22 protein-coding genes are annotated in these 21,881 nt (G+C 72.1%); 12 read left to right on the top strand and 10 right to left on the bottom strand.

Features of this window, described 5'->3' with window-relative positions; all coding sequences use genetic code 11:
• Positions 1-109: 109 nt before the first annotated feature.
• From ACFO0C_RS48220 to ACFO0C_RS48200, 5 genes are all read left to right on the top strand, one after another.
• Complete coding sequence (locus ACFO0C_RS48220; RefSeq protein WP_378073650.1) at positions 110-1,729, top strand: FAD/NAD(P)-binding protein; 1,620 nt, start codon at positions 110-112, stop codon at positions 1,727-1,729.
• Positions 1,730-2,187: 458 nt separating this feature from the next.
• Entirely contained in the window at positions 2,188-2,610 is a 423-nt protein-coding gene (locus ACFO0C_RS48215) for a TOBE domain-containing protein (RefSeq protein ID WP_378073649.1), read from the top strand.
• The gene (gene modA / locus ACFO0C_RS48210) at positions 2,607-3,386 is read left to right on the top strand and encodes a molybdate ABC transporter substrate-binding protein (RefSeq protein WP_378073647.1); all 780 of its coding nucleotides are present in this window, start codon (positions 2,607-2,609) and stop codon (positions 3,384-3,386) included. Before ACFO0C_RS48215 ends, modA begins: the two co-directional genes overlap by 4 nt.
• 106 nt (positions 3,387-3,492) lie before the next feature.
• Positions 3,493-4,281, top strand: a complete 789-nt coding sequence (locus ACFO0C_RS48205; RefSeq protein ID WP_378073646.1) for an ABC transporter permease — start codon at positions 3,493-3,495, stop codon at positions 4,279-4,281.
• Complete coding sequence (locus ACFO0C_RS48200; protein ID WP_378073645.1) at positions 4,278-5,318, top strand: ABC transporter ATP-binding protein; 1,041 nt, start codon at positions 4,278-4,280, stop codon at positions 5,316-5,318. The genes ACFO0C_RS48205 and ACFO0C_RS48200 overlap by 4 nt, the downstream gene beginning before the upstream one ends.
• Before the next feature lies 1 nt (position 5,319).
• On the opposite strand, the gene ACFO0C_RS48195 is transcribed toward ACFO0C_RS48200, so the two are convergent.
• Together ACFO0C_RS48195 and ACFO0C_RS48190 are read right to left on the bottom strand one after the other, a co-directional pair.
• Positions 5,320-5,877: a hypothetical protein gene (locus ACFO0C_RS48195; protein WP_378073644.1), complete on the bottom strand. Its 558-nt coding sequence runs from the start codon at positions 5,875-5,877 to the stop codon at positions 5,320-5,322.
• A 156-nt stretch (positions 5,878-6,033) separates the two neighbouring features.
• Complete coding sequence (locus ACFO0C_RS48190; protein WP_378073642.1) at positions 6,034-6,795, bottom strand: enoyl-CoA hydratase/isomerase family protein; 762 nt, start codon at positions 6,793-6,795, stop codon at positions 6,034-6,036.
• Between the two features lie 116 nt (positions 6,796-6,911).
• On the opposite strand from ACFO0C_RS48190, the gene ACFO0C_RS48185 reads away from it, so the two are divergent.
• Positions 6,912-8,819: a GMC family oxidoreductase N-terminal domain-containing protein gene (locus ACFO0C_RS48185; RefSeq protein ID WP_378073640.1), complete on the top strand. Its 1,908-nt coding sequence runs from the start codon at positions 6,912-6,914 to the stop codon at positions 8,817-8,819.
• A gap of 39 nt (positions 8,820-8,858) precedes the next feature.
• Here ACFO0C_RS48185 and ACFO0C_RS48180 read toward each other — a convergent pair whose 3' ends face one another.
• The 3 genes from ACFO0C_RS48180 to ACFO0C_RS48170 form a co-directional block, all read right to left on the bottom strand.
• Positions 8,859-9,575: an OmpA family protein gene (locus ACFO0C_RS48180; RefSeq protein ID WP_378073638.1), complete on the bottom strand. Its 717-nt coding sequence runs from the start codon at positions 9,573-9,575 to the stop codon at positions 8,859-8,861.
• Positions 9,572-10,069 carry a helix-hairpin-helix domain-containing protein gene (locus tag ACFO0C_RS48175; protein ID WP_378073637.1) on the bottom strand — a complete coding sequence of 166 codons (498 nt, stop codon included), beginning with the start codon at positions 10,067-10,069 and terminating at the stop codon, positions 9,572-9,574. The genes ACFO0C_RS48180 and ACFO0C_RS48175 overlap by 4 nt, the downstream gene beginning before the upstream one ends.
• Positions 10,070-10,240: 171 nt before the next feature.
• Positions 10,241-10,936 (bottom strand): GAP family protein, encoded by a 696-nt coding sequence (locus ACFO0C_RS48170; protein ID WP_378073635.1) that lies wholly within the window; start codon positions 10,934-10,936, stop codon positions 10,241-10,243.
• 110 nt (positions 10,937-11,046) lie between these two features.
• On the opposite strand from ACFO0C_RS48170, the gene ACFO0C_RS48165 reads away from it, so the two are divergent.
• Both ACFO0C_RS48165 and ACFO0C_RS48160 read left to right on the top strand, forming a co-directional pair.
• Complete coding sequence (locus ACFO0C_RS48165; RefSeq protein WP_378073634.1) at positions 11,047-12,183, top strand: sensor histidine kinase; 1,137 nt, start codon at positions 11,047-11,049, stop codon at positions 12,181-12,183.
• 146 nt (positions 12,184-12,329) lie between these two features.
• Positions 12,330-12,971 carry a response regulator gene (locus tag ACFO0C_RS48160; protein WP_378073632.1) on the top strand — a complete coding sequence of 214 codons (642 nt, stop codon included), beginning with the start codon at positions 12,330-12,332 and terminating at the stop codon, positions 12,969-12,971.
• 7 nt (positions 12,972-12,978) lie between these two features.
• Here the strand turns inward: ACFO0C_RS48160 and ACFO0C_RS48155 are convergent, their stop codons facing one another.
• Together ACFO0C_RS48155 and ACFO0C_RS48150 are read right to left on the bottom strand one after the other, a co-directional pair.
• Positions 12,979-13,308, bottom strand: a complete 330-nt coding sequence (locus tag ACFO0C_RS48155; RefSeq protein ID WP_378073630.1) for a hypothetical protein — start codon at positions 13,306-13,308, stop codon at positions 12,979-12,981.
• Between the two features lie 121 nt (positions 13,309-13,429).
• Positions 13,430-14,089 carry a pentapeptide repeat-containing protein gene (locus ACFO0C_RS48150; protein WP_378073629.1) on the bottom strand — a complete coding sequence of 220 codons (660 nt, stop codon included), beginning with the start codon at positions 14,087-14,089 and terminating at the stop codon, positions 13,430-13,432.
• 23 nt (positions 14,090-14,112) lie between these two features.
• On the opposite strand from ACFO0C_RS48150, the gene ACFO0C_RS48145 reads away from it, so the two are divergent.
• Entirely contained in the window at positions 14,113-14,427 is a 315-nt protein-coding gene (locus tag ACFO0C_RS48145; protein ID WP_378073628.1) for a MazG-like family protein, read from the top strand.
• A 136-nt stretch (positions 14,428-14,563) separates the two neighbouring features.
• Entirely contained in the window at positions 14,564-15,469 is a 906-nt protein-coding gene (gene purU / locus ACFO0C_RS48140) for a formyltetrahydrofolate deformylase (protein WP_378073627.1), read from the top strand.
• 9 nt (positions 15,470-15,478) lie between these two features.
• On the opposite strand, the gene ACFO0C_RS48135 is transcribed toward purU, so the two are convergent.
• Together ACFO0C_RS48135 and ACFO0C_RS48130 are read right to left on the bottom strand one after the other, a co-directional pair.
• Positions 15,479-16,426: a hypothetical protein gene (locus ACFO0C_RS48135; RefSeq protein ID WP_378073626.1), complete on the bottom strand. Its 948-nt coding sequence runs from the start codon at positions 16,424-16,426 to the stop codon at positions 15,479-15,481.
• A gap of 104 nt (positions 16,427-16,530) precedes the next feature.
• Positions 16,531-19,530 carry a WD40 repeat domain-containing serine/threonine-protein kinase gene (locus tag ACFO0C_RS48130; protein WP_378073625.1) on the bottom strand — a complete coding sequence of 1,000 codons (3,000 nt, stop codon included), beginning with the start codon at positions 19,528-19,530 and terminating at the stop codon, positions 16,531-16,533.
• Between the two features lie 107 nt (positions 19,531-19,637).
• Between ACFO0C_RS48130 and ACFO0C_RS48125 the strand changes: the two genes are divergently transcribed.
• Together ACFO0C_RS48125 and ACFO0C_RS48120 are read left to right on the top strand one after the other, a co-directional pair.
• On the top strand, positions 19,638-20,117 hold the full coding sequence (locus ACFO0C_RS48125; protein WP_378073623.1) for an NUDIX domain-containing protein: 480 nt from the start codon (positions 19,638-19,640) through the stop codon (positions 20,115-20,117).
• Complete coding sequence (locus ACFO0C_RS48120) at positions 20,111-20,347, top strand: hypothetical protein (protein ID WP_378073621.1); 237 nt, start codon at positions 20,111-20,113, stop codon at positions 20,345-20,347. Before ACFO0C_RS48125 ends, ACFO0C_RS48120 begins: the two co-directional genes overlap by 7 nt.
• Here ACFO0C_RS48120 and ACFO0C_RS48115 read toward each other — a convergent pair.
• A complete protein-coding gene (locus tag ACFO0C_RS48115) occupies positions 20,296-20,952 on the bottom strand; it encodes a DNA alkylation repair protein (protein WP_378073675.1) in 657 nt (218 codons plus the stop codon). The genes ACFO0C_RS48120 and ACFO0C_RS48115 overlap by 52 nt on opposite strands.
• Positions 20,953-21,881 lie beyond the last annotated feature (929 nt).

Raw genomic sequence — 21,881 nt, 5'->3', positions numbered from 1 at the left:
GCCTATAAAGCCGACGGGTTATGTGGTTTGCTTGATCGGGAAGCGAACCGCGGGAGGAACCGATGCACTGTTGCTGTACCGAGCGGCCGGCGACCGAGGTGGCAACGCAATGACCAGCATCGTTGCACGCAATACGGTCACGGCCGCAGCAACCGGACGAGCTCGGAACACTGTCGCGATCATCGGCGGTGGGTTCAGCGGGGCGCTCACCGCAGCCGCGATAACGCAAAATCCCGCATGGCGGACAGTTCTCATTGCCCCTGCGGATCGGCCCGGCCGGGGTGTCGCCTACGGGGCCGCCGAGCCCTGGCACCTCCTCAACTCCCGCGTCGCGAACATGTCCGCCGACGCCACCGACCCCCAGCATCTGCTGCGCTGGTGCCGCGCCCGCGGCCTTCCGGCCGACGCGGCGACCTTCCTGCCGCGCGCCTGGTTCGGCGACTATCTGGCCGACCATTTCGCCACCGCGGCGTCCGCGGCCGGCTCCCGGCTCGTGCATCACCGATCAACAGCCATCGGGGTACGCCGGGAGCAGGCCGGCTGGACCATCACCGACGCCAACGGCTGCCACATCCACGCCGACCAGGTGATCCTCGCCCTCGGTAACCCACCGCCCCGCCCACCGTCCGCCGTCACCGAGGCCGCCCTCCGCCACTCCGCCTTCGTCGCCGACCCGTGGGCTCCGGGCGCCCTCGATCGAGCCTTGGCCGCAGCCCACGCCGCAACCACCTCCGCCCCGGCCGCCTCCGCCCCGGCCCCGGCCACCTCCGCCCCGGCCCCGGCCCCGGCCACCTCCGTCCCGACCTCGGCCGCTGGGGTCGCCCGCGCCTCGGCCGCCTCCGTCCCGGTAACCTCCACCGCGGCCGCCTCTGTCCCGGCGTCGGCCGCCTCGGAGTCGGCGCGCTCGTCCGGTACTGCCGTCGCCTCGGGGCGTGATCCTGCCGCCGGTGACCCGGGCCGGGACGTGGTGGGCGGAGTGTTGTTGCTCGGTACCGGGCTGACGGCGATCGACGTGGCGTTGACGTTGAACGAGCAGGCGCGTGGCGTACAGGTGGAGGCTCTCTCTCGCCGCGGACTCCTGCCGCAGACCCACCCGCAGCGACCCGCGCCCGCCGTTGATCTCGCGCTGCCGGAGGCGGCCGAGGTCGGGCCGCTGCTGCGCCGTGTCCGCGCCGCCATCGCCGATGGGGCCGACTGGACCGCGGTCGTGGAGTATGTCCGGCACAACGCGGACCGGCTGTGGAACGGGCTGAACCCGGCCGCGCAGGAGAGGTTCCTGCGGCATGTGCAGCGGTACTGGGAGGTGCACCGGCATCGGATGGCACCGCCGGTCGCCGCCCGCGTCAGGAAGCTCCGCGAGCAGGGCACGCTGCGGGTCCGTTCCGGCCGTCTGCTCTCGGTCGACCCCGACCCGCGCGGTGGCCTGCTGGTCCGGATCGAGGGCGAGCCCCCACGCAGGTACGCCGCGGTGATCTCCTGCACCGGCCCCGGCCCGCTGCCGTCCTCGGCCGGCCCGCTGCTCACCGGCCTGCTCACCGACGGCCTCGTCGAGACCGGCCCGCACGGCCTGGGGCTGGACGCGGACCCGAACGGCCGGATCAGCCCCGGACTGTGGCTGGTCGGCCCCCTCCGCCGCGGTCGGTCCTGGGAGGCCACCGCCGTCCCCGAGATCCGCGCCCAGGTGGAACGCCTGGTAGCCGCCCTCCCGCAGCCGGCCCCGACCGCGTAGCCCGCGTAGCCCGCGCCGACCGCGTAGCCCGCGCCGACCGCGTAGCCCGCGCCGACCGCGCCGACTCCGGCCGCCGTGCCTGAGCAGATCTTGCGCGACTCACCACCGCTTCCGGTGGTCAGTCGCGCAAGATCTGCGGGAGGTGCCGCGGTCTCTTGCCGTTTGTGGCGCTCGACCACCGCCTTCGGTGATGAGTCGCGCAAGATCTGCGGGAGATGCCGCCGTCCTGCCGTTTGTGGGCGACTGCCCACCGGAACGGCGGCCCCGACTTTCGTGGCCCGGGTGGGGCGGGCCTGGTCGGAGGTGGGGCGGCGGAGTGGCGGCCTCGACGGTCGGCCGGCGGTCCGGTAGCACCTGATCGCTTCGTGCAAGTGCGGGCCCTACAGCGGATAGTGGACGAATCTGCGAGCGCTCAAGGTTGACTGTGGCCGCAGATGCGGAGGCGGTAGGGTCTTGGCGTGACGGAGTTTCGGATCGGTGAGGCTGCGGAGTTGCTCGGGGTCAGTGCTGACACCGTGCGCCGGTGGATCGACGCCGGTCGGCTGCCCGCGGGGCGTGACGAGGCCGGTCACCGCGTGATCGACGGGGTGGAGCTGGCCGGGTTCGTGCGGGCCAAGGGCAACGATCCGGATGACCGGGCCGACGAGTCGTCGGCGCGCAACCGGCTCCGGGGGATCGTCACCGCCGTGGTCAAGGACACCGTCATGGCTCAGGTGGACATTCAGGCCGGGCCGTTCCGGCTGGTGTCGCTGATGAGCCGGGAAGCCGTCGACGAGCTGGACCTGCAGGTCGGCTCGGTCGCCGTGGCAGTGATCAAATCGACCACCGTCGTGGTGGAGCGTTCGCATCCCACGGTGGCACATAAGGGGAGGTCCAGTTGAGGATTGTGGCCATCGGGCTCGCGGCCCTGATCGCGCTCGCCGGATGCGGCGGTGGGGACGGTGCCGACGCGCCCGGGGCGGCGAGTTCCGGCAGTGCGGTGACGGGGTCGATCACCGTCTTCGCCGCGGCGTCGCTGACCGAGTCGTTCACCACCATCGGCAAGCAGTTCGAGTCCGCCTACCCGGGGACGACCGTCGCGTTCAATTTCGCCGGCAGTTCGGCCCTGGCCACGCAGATCAACGAGGGCGCGCCGGCCGACGTGTTCGCCTCCGCCTCCCCGAAGAATCTGGCGGTCGTCGTCGACGCCGGCAACAGTGAGGGCAGCCCGACCACGTTTGTGAAGAACCAGTTGGTCATCGCGGTCGCCAAGGGCAACCCGAAGGGCGTCGCCGGTCTGTCCGACCTGACGAAACCCGACCTCAAGGTGGCGCTGTGCGCGGAGGCCGTCCCGTGTGGCGCGGCCGCGAGGACGGCGATCGAGGCGGCCGGTCTCAAGGTCACCCCGGTCACGCTGGAGCAGGATGTGAAGGCGGCGCTGTCCAAGCTGAAGCTGGGTGAGGTCGACGCGGCGCTGGTCTACCGCACCGACGCGAAGGCGGCCGTCGCCGACGTGGACGCGGTCGAGTTCCCCGAGTCGGCGAAGGCGATCAACGACTACCCGATCGTCGCGCTGCGGACCGCGAAGAACGCGGCGGGCGCCCAGGCGTTCATCGCGTACGTGCTGTCGGCGGACGGGACGAAGGTGCTGACCGAAGCCGGGTTCCAGGCGCCCTGACAGTGGGGCGGGACGACGTTGCCGACCGGGGCCGGTTCCGGCGCCCCGAGGGTGGACGGCGGGGCGGGCGCGCCGGGCGCAGGCACTGAGGAACACTTTGAGGATCATGAAAACGGCGCGTGTACCCGTACCCCTGCTGGTGCCTGCGGTTTTGGGCCTGTTGTTCCTGATCCTGCCGCTGATCGGGCTGCTGGCGCGCACGCCGTGGTCGACGCTGCCGGCTCGGCTCGCTGAGCCGGAGGTCGTCGAGGCGCTGCGGCTGTCGCTGGTGACGTCGACGCTGGCGACGGTGTTGTGCCTGGTTCTGGGCGTGCCGTTGGCGTGGATGCTGGCCCGGGTGACGTTCCCGGGCCGGCGTCTCGTGCGGGCGCTGATCACCGTGCCGCTGGTGCTGCCGCCGGTCGTCGGTGGCATCGCGCTGCTGCTGGCGCTGGGCCGGCGCGGGCTGGTCGGGCAGTGGCTGGACACGACGTTCGGGATCACGCTGCCGTTCACGACCGCCGGGGTGGTGATCGCCGAGTCGTTCGTGGCGCTGCCGTTCCTGGTGATCGCGGTCGAGGGGGCGCTGCGCGGCGCCGACAGCCGGTTCGAGGAGGCGGCCGCGACGCTCGGGTCGACCCGCTGGACCACTTTCACCCATGTGACGTTGCCGCTGGTGGCGCCGGGGATCGCGGCCGGTGCGGTGCTGTGCTGGGCGCGGGCGCTGGGGGAGTTCGGGGCGACGATCACGTTCGCGGGAAACTATCCGGGCATCACGCAGACGATGCCGCTGGCCGTCTATCAGACGATGGAGAGCGGTGACCTGGAGGGGGCGGTCGTGTTGAGCCTGATCCTGCTGGTCGTGTCGGTCGCGATTCTGGCCGGGTTGCGTGACCGCTGGCTGACCGCGCCGTGAGCGCGCTTCTGGACGCCCGCCTGGTGGTCCGCCGGGGCACGTTCCTGCTGGACATCGAGCTGCGGATCGCGCCGGGGGAGACGGTCGCGCTGCTCGGGCCGAACGGGGCAGGCAAGACGACCGCGCTGCGGGCGCTCGCCGGGCTCGCGCCCCTCGACGACGGCCACCTGGTCCTCGACGGCCGGGACCTCCGTGACGTGCCACCGGAGCAGCGCCCGACCGGTGTCGTCTTCCAGGACTATCTGTTGTTTCCGCATCTCAGCGCCCGTGACAACGTGGCGTTCGGCCCGCGCCGGCACGGGATGGACCGCCGGGCCGCGCATGCCGTCGCCGATCGCTGGCTGGACCGGGTCGGGCTGATCGACTACAGCCGCCGCAAGCCCCGCCATCTGTCCGGCGGGCAGGCGCAGCGGGTGGCGCTGGCCCGGGCGCTGGCCGTCGATCCGGTGCTGCTGCTGCTCGACGAGCCGCTGGCCGCTCTCGACGCACGGACCCGGCTGGAGACCCGTGGTGAGCTGCGCCGGCACCTGTCGGCTCATCCGGGTGCGACGCTGCTGGTCACCCATGATCCGCTCGACGCGCTCGTGCTCGCCGACCGGCTGGTCATCGTCGAGCACGGCCGGGTGGTGCAGGAGGGTGGCGCCGCGACGATCACCGCGCGGCCGCGCACCGACTACGTGGCCCGGCTCGTCGGTCTCAACCTGTACCGGGGACGCGGCGACGGTCACACCGTGACGATCGCCGACGATTTCGCGCTGACCAGCACCGACACGGTGGACGGGGACGCTTTCGTGGCGTTTCCGCCGTCCGCTGTCGCGTTGCATCCGAGCCGTCCGGACGGCAGCCCGCGCAACACCTGGCCGGCGGTCCTCGCCGATGTCCAGCATCATGGGGACGCTCTGCGGGTCCGGCTGGACGGGCCGGTGAGCGTGGCGGCCGACATCACGCCGGCCGCCGCCGCCCAACTGGACCTGTCGCCCGGGCGCGAGGTCTGGGTGGCGGTGAAGGCCACCGAGACCCGCGCCTATCGGGCCTGAATCAGACCCGGCACTGCCAGGTGGACGCGTCGTGGAAGTTCACGAACCGGTCCAGCTTGGCGTAACCGTGGGTGAGCGTGGTGCACGCCGTGGCGATGTCGATGTCGTAGTACGTCGGGCCGGCCCGGCTGTACTGGACGCAGTGCCAGTCGTAGACGGTCGTGCCCAGCAGGGCGGCGTCGCTGTAGCCCTTGCCCGTGCAGTACTCGGCGAAGTCGGGGGTGACCACGTCCGGCTGCACCAGCCAGCAGCGCACCGACGTCGCGTCGTAGAAGTCGCCGATCCGGTCGACGGCGTGGTCGGAGGAGTACGTCCACCGGCAGGCCGCGTCGAAGGCGAGGTCACCCTGCTGCCCGCCGGCGCTGACGCAGTGCCAGTCGTACGCGGTCGACCCGGTCAGGGTCGCGTCGGCATATCCGATGGACCGGCAGTAGGCGCCCAGGTCGAGCCCGCCGAGGTCGGTGGGCGGGGGCGGGGACGCCGAGGCCGGGCCGGCGGCCGCCAGAACGCCGGCCAGCCCGACGAGCAGGGCGAGCAAGAACTTGCTGACAGAGCGCATAGCTCTCCCGAAGTGACGATGATCCGGCTGAACAGCGTGAACCAGCCGGAGCCTCCTCTGTGGAGCAGGCAGCATCAGCTTAGTGAGTGTCGATGCCTTTGCAAGTTCTTGCAGTGGTTGCATCTTTGTTTCGGTCAGGAGACCGCCAGGTGGCCGTCAGATGCCCCGGAAGGTGGGCGTACGGCGTTCCAGGCTCGCGGCGATCCCCTCGGCGCTGTCCGCCGTCGCCCAGTGCACCTTCTGCTCGGCCAGCTCGTGGTCGAGGGCCTCGCGCACCCGCGACGCCAGGCCGGCCCGCAGCGTCGCCCGGATCGAGCGGACCGCCAGCGGCGCCGACGCCGCGATCTCCCCGGCCAGCGCGAAAGCCGTCTCCCGCAACGTGCCCGGCTCGGCCAGACGGTCGGCCAGCCCGATGCGCAGCGCCTCCTCGCCGCCGACCCGGCGGCCGGTCAGCAGCATGTCGGCCGCCGCCTGCCGCCCGACGATCTCCGGCAGCGTGACGCTCGTGCCGAACCCCTGGTGGAACCCGAGCCGTGCGAAGTTCGCCACGAACCGGGTGGACGCCTCGGCGACCCGGAAATCGGCGGCGCAGGCCAGCCCGAGACCACCACCGACCGCGGTGCCCTGCACTGCCGCGACCATCGGGGTCCGCACGTCGAACAGCTCCGCCGCCCGCCGGTAGAGCCGCTCCGCCGCCACCACGTGATCGCGCGCGAAATCACCGCCCCCGAAATCGGCCCCGGCACAGAAATGCCGTCCCTCCGAGGCGAGCACGATCACCCTGCACGCCGGGTCGTCATCGAGACCCGTCGCCGCGTCGACGACCTGCCCGATCAGCGCCTCATCGAAGTGATTGGCCGGCGGACGCCGCATCTCGAGCAGGGCCACACCGTCGGAAATCGAGACCGAGAGTTCCACCGGCCCATCGTCGCACGGTCCCCGAGCAGCATGATCGGCAGGAAGGGGACTCCCGCAAAGTGCGAATCCCGATTTACATTGTGGGCACTTCTCCACCGAAGCAGGAGGACCGGGACGTGCTCACTCCGGAACAGGTAAACGTTCTTCGACTGCTCTGCGACACCGTGGTTCCCTCGATCCCACACCCCGACGACCACGACGGCTTCTGGACCCGTACCGCCACCGACACCGGCGCCGATCAGGGAGTCCTCGCCCTGATCGCGGGCCTGCCGGCCGATCATCAGGAGGGCCTCGGCGCCCTCTTCGACGCGCTCGCCGCCAACGGCTTCACCACCGCGCCCCAGGCGGCCCGCGAGCAGCTGCTCCAGGCGATCCCGGAGACCGGGCCACTGATCACCATGATCCTGTTCATGACGTACGGCCTGACCGGGCCGGACGGGCGCAACGCCAACTGGAGCCGGCTCGGATATCCCGGGCCCGCGGCTGTCACGGCGCCGGGTGGCCGTACCGTCGCCGCTCTGGGAATCGACGGGGACCAGGACCTGGACGCCGACGCCGTGGTGATCGGATCCGGCGCCGGAGGCGGACTGATCGCCGGCCGGCTCGCCGCCGCGGGTCTGCGGGTCGTCGTCGTGGAGGCCGGCCGGCACCGCACCGAGGCCGACTTCCACCAACTGGAACTCGCCGCCTACCAGGCGTCCTACTGGCGCGGCGGCCCGGCACCCTCCGCCGACGGCAACATCACGCTGGTGGCGGGCGCCGGCGTCGGCGGAGGCACGGTGATCAACTGGACCAACTGCCTGAAGACCAGGGATGGGGTACGGCGGCAGTGGGCCACCGAGCACGGGCTCACCGACGTGGCGACCGGTGCCTTCGACCGTCACCTCGACACGGTGTGGCGGGAGCTCTCGGTCACCGACCGGTGCTCGGAGTTCAACCGGATCCACGAGGCGATGGCCCGCGGTGCGGAAGCGCTGGGCTGGTCGTTCGCCACGATCTTCCGCAACTGGGACGAGAAACGCCATGACGCCGCGGTCGCCGGTCACCTCGGCTACGGTGACCCGTCCGGGGCCAAACAGTCGACGCTCAAGGTCTACCTGGAGCCGGCGGTCCTCGACCACGGCGCGCGGCTGATCGACGACTGCCGGGTGGACCGGATCCTCGTCGAGAACGGGCGCGCCGCCGGTGTGGTCGGACGGACCGGATCCCAGGCCACCGTCACGGTCCGTGCGCCGGTCGTCGTCGTCGCGGCCGGTGCCCTCGAATCGCCCGGGGTACTGCTGCGCTCCGGGATCGGCGGGCCGGCCACCGGGCAGTACCTGCGTCTGCACCCGTGCACCGTCACCATGGGTGACTACGGCGACGACATGCGCGGCTGGTGGGGGCCGCCGCAGGCCGGGCTCGTCAACGAGTTCGCCGAGGTCGACGACGGCTACGGCTTCCTGATGGAGAGCGTGCAGTACGCGACCGGCCTCGGCGCCTCGTCGGTGCCGTTCACCTCACCCGCCGCGCACAAGGAGGCGATGGCCGGCTACCGCAACTACGGGTCGTTCATCGGGCTCATCCGCGACCGCGGGCACGGGCGGGTCACCCTCGACCCGGCCGGTGACACCGTCGCCTGGTACGACCTCACCGACGAACGCGACATCCGCGCCACGCACCGGGCGCTGGAGGCGCAGATCCACCTGCACCGGGCCGCCGGGGCGCGGCGGATCCAGGTCTTCGCCCGCGGGCTCGGGGCGTGGGCCGAGGGCGAGAACCTGGAGTCCTACATCGAGCAGGTCAAACGGGTGCCGTTGCAGGCCGGGGGGATGACGCTGTTCTCCGCGCACCAGATGGGCAGCTGCCGGATGGGCCTCGACCCGGCGACCAGTGTGGCCGATCCGCGCGGCGAACTGCACGACACGCCCGGCGTGTGGATCGGCGACGCCTCGGCGTTCCCGACGCCGTCCGGCACCAACCCGATGATCACGATCATGGCGCTGGCGTCGCGGACGGCGGAGAACATCCTGGCCGTCTCCTGAGCCGTCTCCCGGCCCGGCTCTTCGCCGTGGGTGGCGGGGTCAGGCCACGGACAGCTCGACGCGGCGGTTCGTGGCCCGATGCTCGGCGGTGTCGTTCGGCACCGCCGGGCGGGCCTCGCCGTGACCGGTCGCGGTCATCCGGTCGGCGGCCACCCCGAACTCCCGCAACGCCGATCGGACCGCCTCCGCGCGTTCGCGGCTGAGCTCGAGGTTCGTGGCCTTCGAACCCCGCGCGTCGGTGTGGCCGTCGATCCGGATCCGGGCGTCCGGATGGTCCGCGAGCAGGGCCGCCACCTTGCGGAGGCTGCCGCGCGACGCGGTGGTCAGTTCGGCACCGCCAGTGCCGAAACGCAGCGGGGGTACGGCGGAGAGCTGCTCGCCGAGCACGAAGAGGTCGAGTGTGGCCTTGACGTTCTCGGTCATGGCCAGCAGTTTCTCGGGGGCGGCCGGGGCTCCGGCAGGTGGGAGCACCCCGGCCGGGATCACGCGGGTGTCGACGGCACGCACCCCGGTGACGGCCTCGACGGCGGCCCGGGCCCGGCCGGAGTCCGCCTCGGAGGTGGTGACCAGGCCGTCCCGGCCGGTGAACGAGACCGACACGTTGCTCTGTCCCGCGGCGGCCAGGGCGGCGGTGGCGCGCCGGGTCAGGTCGTCCTCGATCCGGTGACGGTTGGGGCCGAGCTGGGCGGTGACGATCGCGGCCAGTCCGAGAAGGACGGCCAGGCCGGCGATCCAGCGGCTGACGGCGCGGCTCATCGGGTGCCGGCCTTCGTGTCGTTCCCGGCCTTCGCGTCGCCGTCGGTGCCGGCCTCGGTATCGGCTTTGTTTCCTACCGGGCGCGGCCTCGGCCTCGGTCGTGGCTTGTCGGCCGTCGGGGTGATCGTGTCGCGGCCGGCGATCAGGCGGGCGGTGAGTTCCTCGAACGCCGCCTCGTCGCCGTCGGCGAGCAGCCGTGCCTGGCGGCTCCACGTGGCCAGGCTGGGCGCGAAACTGAGCCCGGCCGCCCTGATCGCGTCGCGCTTGGCGTCGTCATCGGACGTGGCCAGTTGCTCGAAGGTGCGGATCCCGGCGGCCCGGAGCGCATTCGCCATGGCCGGGCCGATCCCCTCGATCCTCTCCAATTCGTCGTCGATTTCCACGACCGGTTCCGGCGCTTTTTTGGCGGGCCACACGGAAAGGCGTCCGGCAATGACACCGAGAGCGAATGCGAGCAGGATGAAGACGAGCGACTGGCTGACGAACCAGGCCACGATGACCTCCGGAAACGCGTGGGAAACCGCACCTGGACGCCTGCATGCAAAGGCAGTGCGGCAACGGTTTCCCGCGTCCGGGAGCCGTAACGACGCGATCATGCTATAGGTCATGATCGTCATCTTCAAAATGGACTGTCGACGTCTTTGTGTGATTACCCCGCTACAATTTCAGCCCCCGATGAGCATCAGTTTGGCGGCGGCATCCCGGGCCAGGAGGAAACCGACGATCCCGACGATCCAGGCGATCGTCTCGCTGTTGGACATCCACGTGCTGACCCTGGTGAGCAGCGGGTCGAGACGCTTCCCGGCGGTCAGCCGCCCGGCCAGCAGCACGAGCGCCGGCGTGATCATCACCAGGCAGTAACCGGCGAGCGTCACCCCGACCGTGGCCGGCGACAGCGCGGCCGTGGTGATCAGGCCGATCGCGGCAATGTACGGCAGCATCGACCCCACCTCCACGGCGGCGGCCGTCAGCGCCAGCCCGGCCAGCGGCAGCGCGCCACCCTCGTCGTTGAGGGCCCGCTCCCGCCAGCGGTGCAGACGGCCCTCCCCGGACGGCTTCCGGTTACGGCCCATCACGAAACTCCAGAAGAACAGGGCGACCCCGAGCACCAGCTGCGACCACTGCACCGGGCGGGTGGCGAGCAGGGCGGTGATCTGCGGGAACAGGGCGCCGGCGCTGAGGGTGACGATCAGGCCGAGTGCGAAGTAGAAGGCGGCGACCGTACCCAGAAAGATCAGAATGCGACCGGAACGCACCGGACCCGGGTGGAGCAGCAGCCAGATCGGGATCAGCAGGGTCCCGAAGCTGGTCGAGTCGATCAGCGCGAGGACGGCCAGCGAGGCCAGCAGGGTGGCATCCATGGTTGTCACGATGCCCGGCCCGGCGGCCGGGCGCGTCGGCCGAAGGATGCGCGGCCGCGTACGACTTTGGAATGACGCCGCCGCGATCACCGGCGTGATGGGATGGCGTCGTGAAGGTGCGTGAGCTCTGGCGGAAGGACTGGGCGCCGGCCGTCGGCACATTCGCCGCCGGGGTGCTGCTCGACGTCGTCGGGCTGACCGACGTCTGGTCCATCCCGCACTACGACGTGCCGGAGAGCTGGCACCTGCTGCCACTCGCCGCCGGGTGCCTGGCCATGCTGGGCGGCCGCCGCCGGCCGATGATCGCGCTCGGCGCCGGGATCTGCGTGTTCGCCGTCGACCTGGCGATCGGCGGCAGCATCGCGTTCATCCTGGTGATGTTCGACCTGCTGTTCGCGGTCGGCCGGTTCGCGTCGGCGCGGGCCCGGGCGGCGGTCACCACCGCCGTGTTCGTCCTGGTCGGCACGGCCAGCGTGGTCGGCGGGCTGGCCGTCGGCGAGATCCGGATCGCCGTGTTCATCTTCATCCAGCTGACCTCGGTGCTGTTCGTGCCGCTGTGGTGGGCCGCCAACATCCGCCAGCAGCAGCAGATCGGGGCCCTCGACGCGGAACGCATCGCCCGCGAGGCCGTCGGCGCCGAACGTGCTGCGATGGCCCGCGACCTGCACGACGTGATCGCCGCACACCTCGCCACCACCGCCATGCACTCCGGCGCCGCCCTGGCCATGCCGCCGGACACCGGCCGGGACCGTGCCGCCCTGCAAGCGGTCCGGACCAGTAGTCTCGCCGCCCTCGAGGAGATGCGCTCGATGATCCTTTTGCTACGGGCCGACTCCGCCCCCGGCGGTGACCCGGTGCTGCCCGGTGGCCTGGACCGGCTGCCCGACCTGGTGGCCGCCGCGACCGCCGGTGGGCTGCACGTCGCGGTGCGGACCGGTGACGTCCCCGGCATCCCGGTGGTGGTGGCGCACACCGTCTACGGCATCGTCCGGGAGGCGCTCACCAACGCCGGCAAACACGCGCCCGGCTCCGACGTGGGGCTGGACGTGCACCGCGCCGGCAGCCGGGTCACCGTGACCGTCACGAACACCCTGACCAGGGCTAGCCTCGACCATCGGGCGCTGAGCGCGGGCACCGGGCTGTGGTCCATCCGGGAACGGGCCGCCCTGCTCGGCGGCGAGCTGACCGCCGGCCGGGACGGCGACCGCTGGCGGGTCCACGCGACGCTGCCGCTGGGTGCCGCATGATCCGCGCCGGTTGTCTCCTCGGCGCCGGTTTTCGGGGCGGTGCCGCATGATCCGCGCCGGTTGTCTCCTCCGCGCCGGTCTTCGGGGCGGTGCCGCATGATCCGCGCCGGTTGTCTCCTCCGCGCCGGTCTTCAGGGCGGTGCCGCATGATCCGGGTACTCGTTGCCGACGATCATGCCGCGATCCGGGCCGGCATGCGGCTGATGTTGGAACAGGCCGAGGACATCGAGGTGGTGGGGGAGGCCGCCGACGGTGCGGTCGCGGTCCGCCAGGCGAGCGCGCTGCGGCCGGACGTGGTGCTGATGGACATCCGGATGCCCGGGACCGACGGGATCCAGGCCACCAGGGAGATCACCGCGGCGGGCCTGGCCGACGTGCTGATCCTGACCACGTTCGACCTCGACGACTACCTGTTCGGCGCGCTGCGGGCCGGGGCGGCCGGGTTCCTGCTCAAGTCGGTCGAGCCGTCCGCGCTGGTCGAGGCGGTCCGCCGGGTCGCCGCCGGTGACGGCTTCCTCGCCCCCGAGGTGACCCGCCGGCTGCTCACCGCGTTCGTCAGTGCCGCGCCGCGCCCCGCGCAGGATCCGCCGTCCCTGAGTGGGCTGACCGGCCGGGAACGCGACGTCCTCGCCGGTCTGGGCCGCGGACTGTCCAACGCCGACCTGGCCGCCGACCTGGCCATCACCGAGGCCACCGCGAAGACCCACGTCTCCCGCGTCCTGGCGAAACTCGGCTGTTCCTCCCGCGTCCAGGCCGCCATCCTGGCCCGCGAGGCCGGCCTGGCCTGATCCCCGCTCAGAGCAGGCCGACGACCGCCAGCGCCTCCCGTAGCCCCGGGTGGGACATGGTGTGCCCGTGTTCGAGGCTCTTCAGCCGGACGTCCGCGCCCGGCGGTGTCCCGTCCACGTGGAACGTCGACCAGTGCGTGCAATGGCACATGCCGCCGATCAGGAACGGGCGCAGCAGATCGCACAGGAACATGGCGTTCTCCAGCAGCGTGACGAGATCCGCGTGGGCGGTGCGGAACTCCTCGTCACGGTCACCGCGCCGCAGATGGGCCAGATCGTTGCGGCGGCTGTTGAGCCGCCGGCAGGCCGCGAACGCCGCGCTGTCCGGAGGGAGCATGCGCGGAGGAGGACCGGCCGGCGAGGATCCGGGGTGTCCTGGTGTCGGCGCGGTTGGGGGCGCGGCGATCAGGCGCTGGAACAGCCGCCAGCGGGCGGGCGCGGGCCGCCGGACATCGCGGTCAGCTCTTGACGACGATGCCGAGGGCACCGGCCAGCACGTAGGAGAGGCCGATCAGGTCGTCCGGGTGGACGATCGCTCCCGTCCAGCTCGTGATGCCGCCGATGCCGGACAGGTCGCAGCGCTCGAAACGGGCGCCCTGCATGGTCGCTCCGCTGAACTGGGCGCCGGTCAGGTCGCAGTCGGTGAAGCGGGCGCCGCGCAGGTCCGCGTTGCCGAAGTCGGCGCCGGACAGGTTGCAACCGGTCAGGGCCACGGCGTCGAAGCGGGCCATCCGCCAGTTCGTCAGGTCGAGCTTGCCGTCGGTGACGGTCACGTCCCGGAGCAGCCCGCCGTTCCAGGCCAGGCCGGTCATCCGGCAGCCGGTGATCGCGACCCGTTCCATCGTCGCGTTCTCGGCCCGCACGTTCGACCAGTCGCAGCGCTCGACCGCGCAGTCGGTGAGCCGCACCTTCGGCAGGGTCGCCCCGGCCAGGCGCGCTGACCGGAAACGGACCTGCGCGAACTCGACCGACTGGGCGAACACGCCGGACAGGTCGGCGCCGGCGAACATCACCTTCTCGTGCAGATCCTCCGACTCCAGGTCGAAGAGAACCTCCGGAAGCGCGTCGGGCACGATGGGCGCCCGAGGTGAGGCGGCGGAAGCCCCGAACCGTGACATCAGGCCACTCTATGAGGACTCGTATGGACGACGTGATCTGGGATGCCGCCCGCCGGTGGCGGGGATTCCTCGACGAGCAGAACGGCAGCGACCCGCTTGAGATCGCCTGCCGGATCATGAAGGTGACCGAGGAGGCGGGCGAGGCGACCCAGGCGTGGATCGGCGTTCTCGGTCAGAACCCCCGCAAGGGCGTCACCCACACCACCGACGACGTGGTGAACGAGCTGGCCGATGTCGTGTTCACCGCACTCGTGGCGATCGCCAGCCTCGGCGCCGACCCCCGCCAGGCGATCCATGACGTGGTCAGCAAGGCCGACGGGTATCTGCCCGGCCGGTGACGGACGCCGGCCGTACCACCTGAAGGTTTTGATCTCGGGGTGATGCTTGCCTCGCCGGGTGACCTTCCGCGGACCGGGCGGGTTAGGTTTCTAGACTTCGGTGGCCTGTAGACGAATTGCGGAAGGACGCCTCGACGTGACCCTGACCCAGCACGCCCCCGCCGGGAACGAGACGCAGCCGGGCCCCGGCGACCAGGCCGTGCTCATCGTGCACGGGCGCGACCGGACCGGGATCGTGGCGGCCCTCAGTGCGATTCTCGGGCGGCACGGGGCGAACATCGTGTCCCTCGACCAGTACTCGGACAATCCGCAGGGTGGCGCGTTCTTCCAGCGCACCGTCTTCGGCCGGCCGGATCTGAAGGCGGCGCTCCCGGCGATCGAGGCGGACCTGCGGCAGGAGCTGGCCGACGGGTTCGATCTGGAGTACACGGTGCGGGACCTGTCGGTCCCGAAGCGGGTGGCGATCTTCGCGTCCAAGGCCGATCACTGCCTGCTCGACCTGCTGTGGCGCAACCGCCGCGGTGAGCTGCCGATCAACATCAGCATGGTCATCTCGAACCACGCGCACACCGCCGACGAGGTGCGCTCGTTCGGGATCCCGTTCTTCCACGTGCCGTCGCAGGGGCCGGACAAGTCGGCCGCCGAGGCGCAGCATCTGCAGCTGCTGACCGGCAACGTCGACTTCATCGTGCTGGCCCGCTACATGCAGATCCTCTCCGGTGACTTCATCGAGAAGGTCGGCGTGCCGATCATCAACATCCACCACAGCTTCCTGCCGGCGTTCATCGGTGCCGACCCGTACGCGAAGGCCCAGCAGCGGGGCGTGAAGCTGGTCGGCGCGACCGCCCACTACGTGACCGAGGACCTCGACGAGGGCCCGATCATCGAGCAGGACGTGGTCCGGGTGAACCATGCACACACCGTCGCCGAGCTGCGCCGCCGTGGCGCCGACGTGGAGCGCGCGGTCCTCTCCCGGGCCGTCCTGTGGCATGCCGAGGACCGGGTCATCCGGCACGGCAACCACACGATCGTGTTCCAGTAGGGCGCTGTTTCAGCGGCGCCACCACGGGCGCCGCGGCGGCGGCGCGGTCCGGGCGAGGCCGCGCAGCAGCTCGTGCGGATGGCGGACGATGACCGCCGGAGCCAGGCCGAGGTCGGACAGGACCGCGCCGACCTGGGCGTCCTCGCCGACCTGCACCACCGAGCGGGCCCGGTCCACACCCGCGTCGGCCAGCAGCAGTTTCACCGTGTCCGGCAGGCGGTCCAGGTGGACCGCCTTGGCCGCGGCCAGGTCGTCGCGGGTAAGCACGACCGCCTGATACGGCTCGGGCAGCAGCATCGCGGCCCGGTCCTGCACGCCGAGAGTGGCGCGGGCGTGCTCGATCTCCCGGGTCAGCCGCCAGTCGTCGGGGTCGGCGTCGGCGCCGCCCCGGGTCGCGGCCACCCGCAGCAGGGCCTCGTCGATCGCCGGCGCACCCGGCGCGCGGACCGCCGACGCGGCCAGGTGCCGCTGGCCGTCGACGACGGTGAGCTCCGGCCAGGCCGCGCCGGCCACGCAGACCAGGACGGGCCCCGGGCCGGCCTGTGCGGCGGCCGCGACGGCGGTGGAGACGATCCGCGGGCGGGGGAGCCCGGCGGTGGCGGCGGCCTGTTCGAGACGGCCGCGGGCCGGGCGGTCCCACTCCTGGGCGGTGACGACGGTGAGCGCTGCCGGCCGTCCGCTGCGCTCGGCGACGTGCGAGAGGACCGCGGCGACGGCGGCTGGTGGGCCGCCGTGCCGGAGGAGGGTCATCGGGTCGGGACGGTACGCCTCCGGCTGCACGAGCCCCGTGGTGAGGGCGTTGATCCCGGCGGTGTAGGCGCCGGGCCCCTGTAACACCCCGCTGGGTGCGCGTGCCCGCCCGTCGAAGAGAACGGGCCGGTCGAAGCCCTCGGACTGCAACACCGCGGTGACCCACCATGCGGCGATGTCGACGACCACAAGATCCGTCGCTGGCATGTCCGGCAGTGTCCCAAATGGACGAACCTTGCGGGACTTCTTGTCCGGAATTTTCCACGCATAGTGATAGATCGCCAACGCTAGGTTAGTCTGGTCGGATCGATTCAGGGGCAGGCCGGTTCGTGACGCAGGGTCGTGACGTATGCCGCCCACTCGTTCCCGGTCAGGCCACCCTGGCGCAGGCACGCCTCGGCCCGCGGGTCCCGCAGCGTCATCTGCGGGGCGCTGACGTCCCAGACCGTGGTGCCGTCCGGGTCGCCGACCGCCAGCAGCGGCCCGCGCGGGCTGAAGGCGGCCGACGTCGGCTCCCCCGGCAGCACCGCCACCAGCAGCGGGTCGGCATCACCCGACAGGCTCCACAGCTCCGTGCCGGACCGGCCGGTGATCGCGAGCAGCGTGCCGTCGGCGGAGAGGGTGACCGCACCGACCCCGGCGACCCGGTTCCCCGGCCGCGCCGCGGAACGCACGGTCCCGCCGGTCCAGGTCACGACGTTACGGTCGACGGTGACGATCCGGCCGCCGCGTGCATCGACGGCCTGCACCCCGCCCGGCGCGGCCAGAACCGTGACACGTCGCGGGACGGCCGGGTCGGCCAGATCCCAGACGGTCAGCGCCGACTCCGCGCCACCGTTGTCGTCGGCGATCACCAGATGGCCGGTGACCTGGTCGAACACGACCGATGCCACGTAGGCGGCCGGGATCTCGGTGAGCGCCTCCGGTACCGCGCCGGGCGCGACCCGGTAGATCAGCACCCGTTCGCCGTCACGCAGCACCGCGGCCAGACCACGGTCCGGGTCGGCGTCGACCACCCCCTCCAGCAGACGGCGCGGCTCCGGGCCGGACAGGTCGATGACCGCGCCGTTGGCGTACAGCAGGTTCGCCGCCGGCCGGACCCGGGACGCCCCGGCCGACCGGAACGCCGCCCGCGCCGGCACCGGCCGGTCCGGGTCACGCAGATCCCACGACTCGACGCGCTCGCCGCCCAGGGACGTCACCACCAGCACATCCGTCGCGGAGACGCCGACCAGCCGGATCGGGTCCGGGTCGGCGGCGATCCGGGACCGCCGCACCGGCGCGAACGGCGTCACCCGCCACAGCGCCGCCGACCGGGCCGTGCCCTGCCAGCCGGCGGTCAGCAGCCGGTGCCCGTCCGGGGTGAAGTCGACCGAGGAGATCCAGCCGCCGTCGCGGCGCAACGTCCGCAGCGGCTGCGGACGATCCGGGTCGGCGACGCTCCACAGTGCGACGGTCCGCTGCTCGCTGCCGATCGCCAGCAGTGTCCCGGCCGGGTCGAACGCCACCGACGTGATGGTCCCGGCGTCGGCCGCGAACGTCGACATCAGCCGGGGCCGCGCCGGATCACCGAGGTCGTAGAGCCGTACCCCGTCACTGACCGTCGCCGCCGCGAGCCGCCGCCCGTCCGGGCTGAACGCCAGGTTGATCACCGCGTCGGCGTCGGTGATCACCGAGAGCCGGCGTGGCGTGCCGTCCGCCGCCCACACCGTGAGCAGCTCACCCTCGGCCACCCCCGCCAGCAGCCGTCCGTCCGCGCTGAGACGCGCGCCGCCCCGGGTCGCGGTCCCGGCCGGCGCGCTCCACACCGACCGCGGCCGGGCCCGCTCCCGGACGTCCCACAGCTCGATCCGGTCGGCCACGGTGAGCAGACGGTCGCCGCTGAACTGCACCCCGTCCCACGCCTGCCCGGTCAACTCGGCCACCGGAGAGGCCGCCGCCGTGTCCCACAGCCGCAACCGGGCCCCGGCCGTCGCGATCGTCCGCCCGTCCGGGCTGAACGACAGATCCGTCGTCTCCTCCCCGGCGGTGGCCAGTGCGCCCACCCGGGTGAACCGGCTGCCCCGCACCGACCACAGCCCGACGTCGCCGGCACCGGCGGCCGCCACCATCGCGCCGTCCGGCCGGAACTCGGCGGCGTAGACGGCCTCGTCCGGGCTCAGCTCACTCTCGTAGCCGGTGGCCAGGGCCGCGTCGATCGCGGCCCGGCCCCGCTCCGACGGGCTGATCGCGTCCGCGCTCACCGCCAGCCGCAACGCCAGACCGGGATCGGTGTCCAGCGCCTTCGCCGACCGGTCCAGCAGATCCCGTTGCACGAGGGCGCGATCCTGCTGCTCCACCCGGTCCGAGGAGCGGGCCAGCGCAATCCCGGCCACGGTCAGAAGACCCGCCATGAGTACGGCCACCAGGCTCCGCCCGGCCCAGCGGCGGGCCCGGCGGTTACCGGCCTGCGCCGCCAGCGCCACCTCCCGCAGCTCCGGCGCCATGTCCGGCCGCCCCGCCGACAGCAGCGCCTCCAGCAGGGTGTTCGCCGGTGGGCGCCGGGCCGGGTCCTTCTCCAGAGCGGACGCGGCCAGGCCACGCAACGGCTCGGGAATCCCGTCCAGGTCGGGCGGCTGGGTGAGGATCCGGCCGATCGTCGCCAGCGGTGACTCCCCGCCGAACGGGGTCCGGCCGGTGGCCGCGAACCCGACCAGGACACCCCACGCGAACACGTCCGCCGGCGGGCCCACCCGGCCGCGCTCGCCGGTGTCCAGGCACTCCGGCGCCAGGTAGCCGATCGTGCCGACCACGTGGTCCGGGCCGGTCAGGTCGGCGCTCAGATCCGTGCCGCGGGCGATCCCGAAGTCGATCACCTTGGGCAGGCCGACGGCGAGCAGCACGTTCGCCGGTTTCAGATCGCGGTGCACGACACCGGCCCCGTGGATGGCGACCAGGGCGGTGGCCACACCGACGGCCACGGCGTACGCCTCCGACGGCGGCAACGGCCCGTTCTCCCGGACCACCTCGGCCAGGCTAGGGCCGTCGACGAACTCGACCACGAGGTACGGCGGATCGTGCTCCAGATCGTCGTGGAGGACGGCGGCCGTGCAGAACGGCGGCACCTGCCGGGCCCGGCGCACCTCACTACGGAACCGGGCCAGGAACCGCGGGTCGGCGGCCTGCTCCGGCCGCACCACCTTGACCGCGACCGGCCGCCCGCCCGGCGCCCGCCCCAGGTAGACGGTGCCCATCCCGCCGGAACCGAGCCGCTCGACCAGGTCGATGTCGCCGATCCGCTCCGGGTCGCCGGGCCGCAGCGGGGCTCTCATCCTCAGAGTCTCGATAGGACCGTGCGGTCCCGTCAACGCCACCGGGGTGTCACCCGGCCGGGTGCTGGACTTCCGTGAGTGTCGTACCCCCGTGATGGAATCCGGGCATGCCGACGCACCGACTCCCCGCCGCCCGCCCGGTCCGGGCGACCCCGACGCATCCGGTCGACGTGCTCCTCCTGCTCACCGACGGCGACCATGTCCTGCTGGCGCTCCGCTCCGGCACCGGCTATGCCGACGGTCAATGGAATCTTCCGTCCGGCAAGCTCGAGCACGGCGAGGACGCGCTGACCGCCCTGCGCCGTGAGTCCGCCGAGGAGGTCGGGCTGCGCCTGGGCGCCGACGAGCCACGCCTGGTCACGACCGTCCACCACCGCACACCGTCCGGGCACGCGCGGGTCGGGCTGACCTTCGAGGTCCGGCATGATCCGGTGCGTCACGGGGTCCCGGTCAACGCCGAGCCGCACAAGTGCGCCGGCATCGAGTGGTTCCGGTGGGACGAGCTGCCCGCGTCGACCTATCCCTACTCCGCGGCGTGCGTGGCGGCCTGGCACGCCAGCGTGCCGCTGACACTGAGCGGGTGGTGACGGTCAGCGGCGCATCCCAGGATTTCGTTACCGCCGGGCCGGTTGCTGCCGCCCTTGCCGGCGTGGTTGCTGCCGCCCTCGTCGGCCTGGTTGCTGGCGGTCTCGTCGGCGTGGTTGCTGCCGCCCTCGTCGGCCTGGTTGCTGGCGGTCTTGTCGGCCTGGTTGCTGGCGGTCTTTGTCAGGCCGGTTGCTGGCGGCGGACCATCTCGGTGATCCAGATCGGGGCGTAGGGCGACGTGCAATTCGGCGGGGTCGGGTAGTCCTTGAGGACCTCGAGCCGCTCACCGATCTCCAGCGCCCGCGCCCGACGGTCCGGGTGCGAGATGCCGATCTGGGCCAGGCAGTGGTTCATCCCCCACTGGAGGCGGTCGGGGGCGTCCTTCATCTCCGCCTCGATGACGTCGAGAAGGCCGTCGAGGTCGAGACCGTCGGGCTTCTTGGCGACCCGCTCGACGGTCAGGGCCCAGCCGGCGCTCGCCACCACCGGATCCGGGTCGGTGATCCAGGCCACCCGCAGGGCCTCGGCGTGCGGGCCCTTCTTGACCACATAGTTCACCAGCCAGTCGTGCACCTTCGGCGTGCGGGACTCGCGGAGCATGGTGTCCAGCTCGTCCCGCTCGAACGCTTTCGGACGGCAGATCAGCAGTGCCACCAGCCGGGCCGCGGTGTCACCGGTCGCCCACAGCTCGCGGGCCAGATCCTGCTGGGTCTTGAGACGTTTCGCGACGGCCCGGAGAGCGCCGAGGTTGACACCGTGGTCGTCGCCGTGGCGCTCGTTGACGGCGCGCGCCTTCGGATCCTCCAGCGCGGCCAGCTCCGCCAGCACTTCGGCCACCGTCGTCCCGTTCACCGTCGCCTCCGACACGTCCGCTTCCGCCTCGTCCCGTCTGCCCTGCTCCACCCGCGATCCCGCTGAACGGTATCCCAGCGACCCGTTCCCGGCCGGGCCGTCCCGCCAGCTCTTGCGGTTTCGCGTTGCTTGCGGTTTCGCGTTCCCTGCGGATTCGCGTTGCTTGCGGATTCGCGGTCCCTGCGGATTCGCGTTGCTTGCGGATTCGCGTTCCCTGCTGTTTCCGCATTCCTTGCGGTCTCGCAGGCCCCAGGCGGCTCCGACGACCGGGCGCGGCGGGCTGTCCCGCCAAAGGTAGATCCTGGTGAGCTGGCACTCACCGCTGCCTTTGGTGAATGGCGACACCTCTGGGAACCGGCCGGATCTCCACGACTGGTCGGGACCGTGGCCTCAAGGCAGCTGGGGCGAGCGCTGAGGCGAGATCGGCGACCGGGTCGCGGCTTTCGGGGATCTTGAGTTGCTTACCACCGATAGCGGTGGCAAATCGGTCAAGATCGCGAAGTGGAAGGGAGCTGTCTCCGGCCGGCGGAGACAGCGCTGAGAGCGGGCCGGATCGTAGTGGCTCGCTCGTACCGCTGCATCGAGGCGGCTGAGACAACGGTGACAGCCAGCCGGACAAGTTCAGCGACCGGGACGAATCCGCGAGTGACCGGACACGCCCGCCCGGCGACCGGGCGCCCCGCGGGGTGGGCGTTGAGATGGGTTGCGGGTGGTGGGCATGGCTTCGCGGCGGGGATGCGGTGGGCGGGCAGGGCTGCGGGGCGGGGATGGGGTGGTGGGCAGGGCTGCGGGGTGGGGCGTGGACGGAGGTGGGGCCCGGCTGCGGAGGGTGGGTACGGCTGCGGGGTGGGGCGTGGACGGAGGTGGGGCCCGGCTGCGGAGGGTGGGTACGGCTGCGGGGTGGGGCGCGGAGG

It is taken from the genome of Actinoplanes subglobosus, from assembly GCF_042650585.1.
GTDB lineage: Bacteria > Actinomycetota > Actinomycetes > Mycobacteriales > Micromonosporaceae > Actinoplanes > Actinoplanes subglobosus.
Note: the sequence above shows the minus strand (reverse complement) of the source record. Positions and strands in the feature narration are given on the sequence as shown.

Bases quoted from the DNA above. Each gene is read 5' to 3' on its own strand.
- ACFO0C_RS48170 (WP_378073635.1), bottom strand. From the start codon at position 10,936: ATGGATGCCACCCTGCTGGCCTCGCTGGCCGTCCTCGCGCTGATCGAC.
- ACFO0C_RS48160 (WP_378073632.1), top strand. From the start codon at position 12,330: ATGATCCGGGTACTCGTTGCCGACGATCATGCCGCGATCCGGGCCGGC.
- ACFO0C_RS48205 (WP_378073646.1), top strand. From the start codon at position 3,493: ATGAAAACGGCGCGTGTACCCGTACCCCTGCTGGTGCCTGCGGTTTTG.
- ACFO0C_RS48220 (WP_378073650.1), top strand. From the start codon at position 110: ATGACCAGCATCGTTGCACGCAATACGGTCACGGCCGCAGCAACCGGA.
- ACFO0C_RS48155 (WP_378073630.1), bottom strand. From the start codon at position 13,308: ATGCTCCCTCCGGACAGCGCGGCGTTCGCGGCCTGCCGGCGGCTCAAC.
- ACFO0C_RS48125 (WP_378073623.1), top strand. From the start codon at position 19,638: ATGCCGACGCACCGACTCCCCGCCGCCCGCCCGGTCCGGGCGACCCCG.
- ACFO0C_RS48145 (WP_378073628.1), top strand. From the start codon at position 14,113: ATGGACGACGTGATCTGGGATGCCGCCCGCCGGTGGCGGGGATTCCTC.
- ACFO0C_RS48150 (WP_378073629.1), bottom strand. From the start codon at position 14,089: ATGTCACGGTTCGGGGCTTCCGCCGCCTCACCTCGGGCGCCCATCGTG.
- ACFO0C_RS48135 (WP_378073626.1), bottom strand. From the start codon at position 16,426: ATGCCAGCGACGGATCTTGTGGTCGTCGACATCGCCGCATGGTGGGTC.
- ACFO0C_RS48180 (WP_378073638.1), bottom strand. From the start codon at position 9,575: ATGAGCCGCGCCGTCAGCCGCTGGATCGCCGGCCTGGCCGTCCTTCTC.
- ACFO0C_RS48130 (WP_378073625.1), bottom strand. From the start codon at position 19,530: ATGAGAGCCCCGCTGCGGCCCGGCGACCCGGAGCGGATCGGCGACATC.
- ACFO0C_RS48195 (WP_378073644.1), bottom strand. From the start codon at position 5,877: ATGCGCTCTGTCAGCAAGTTCTTGCTCGCCCTGCTCGTCGGGCTGGCC.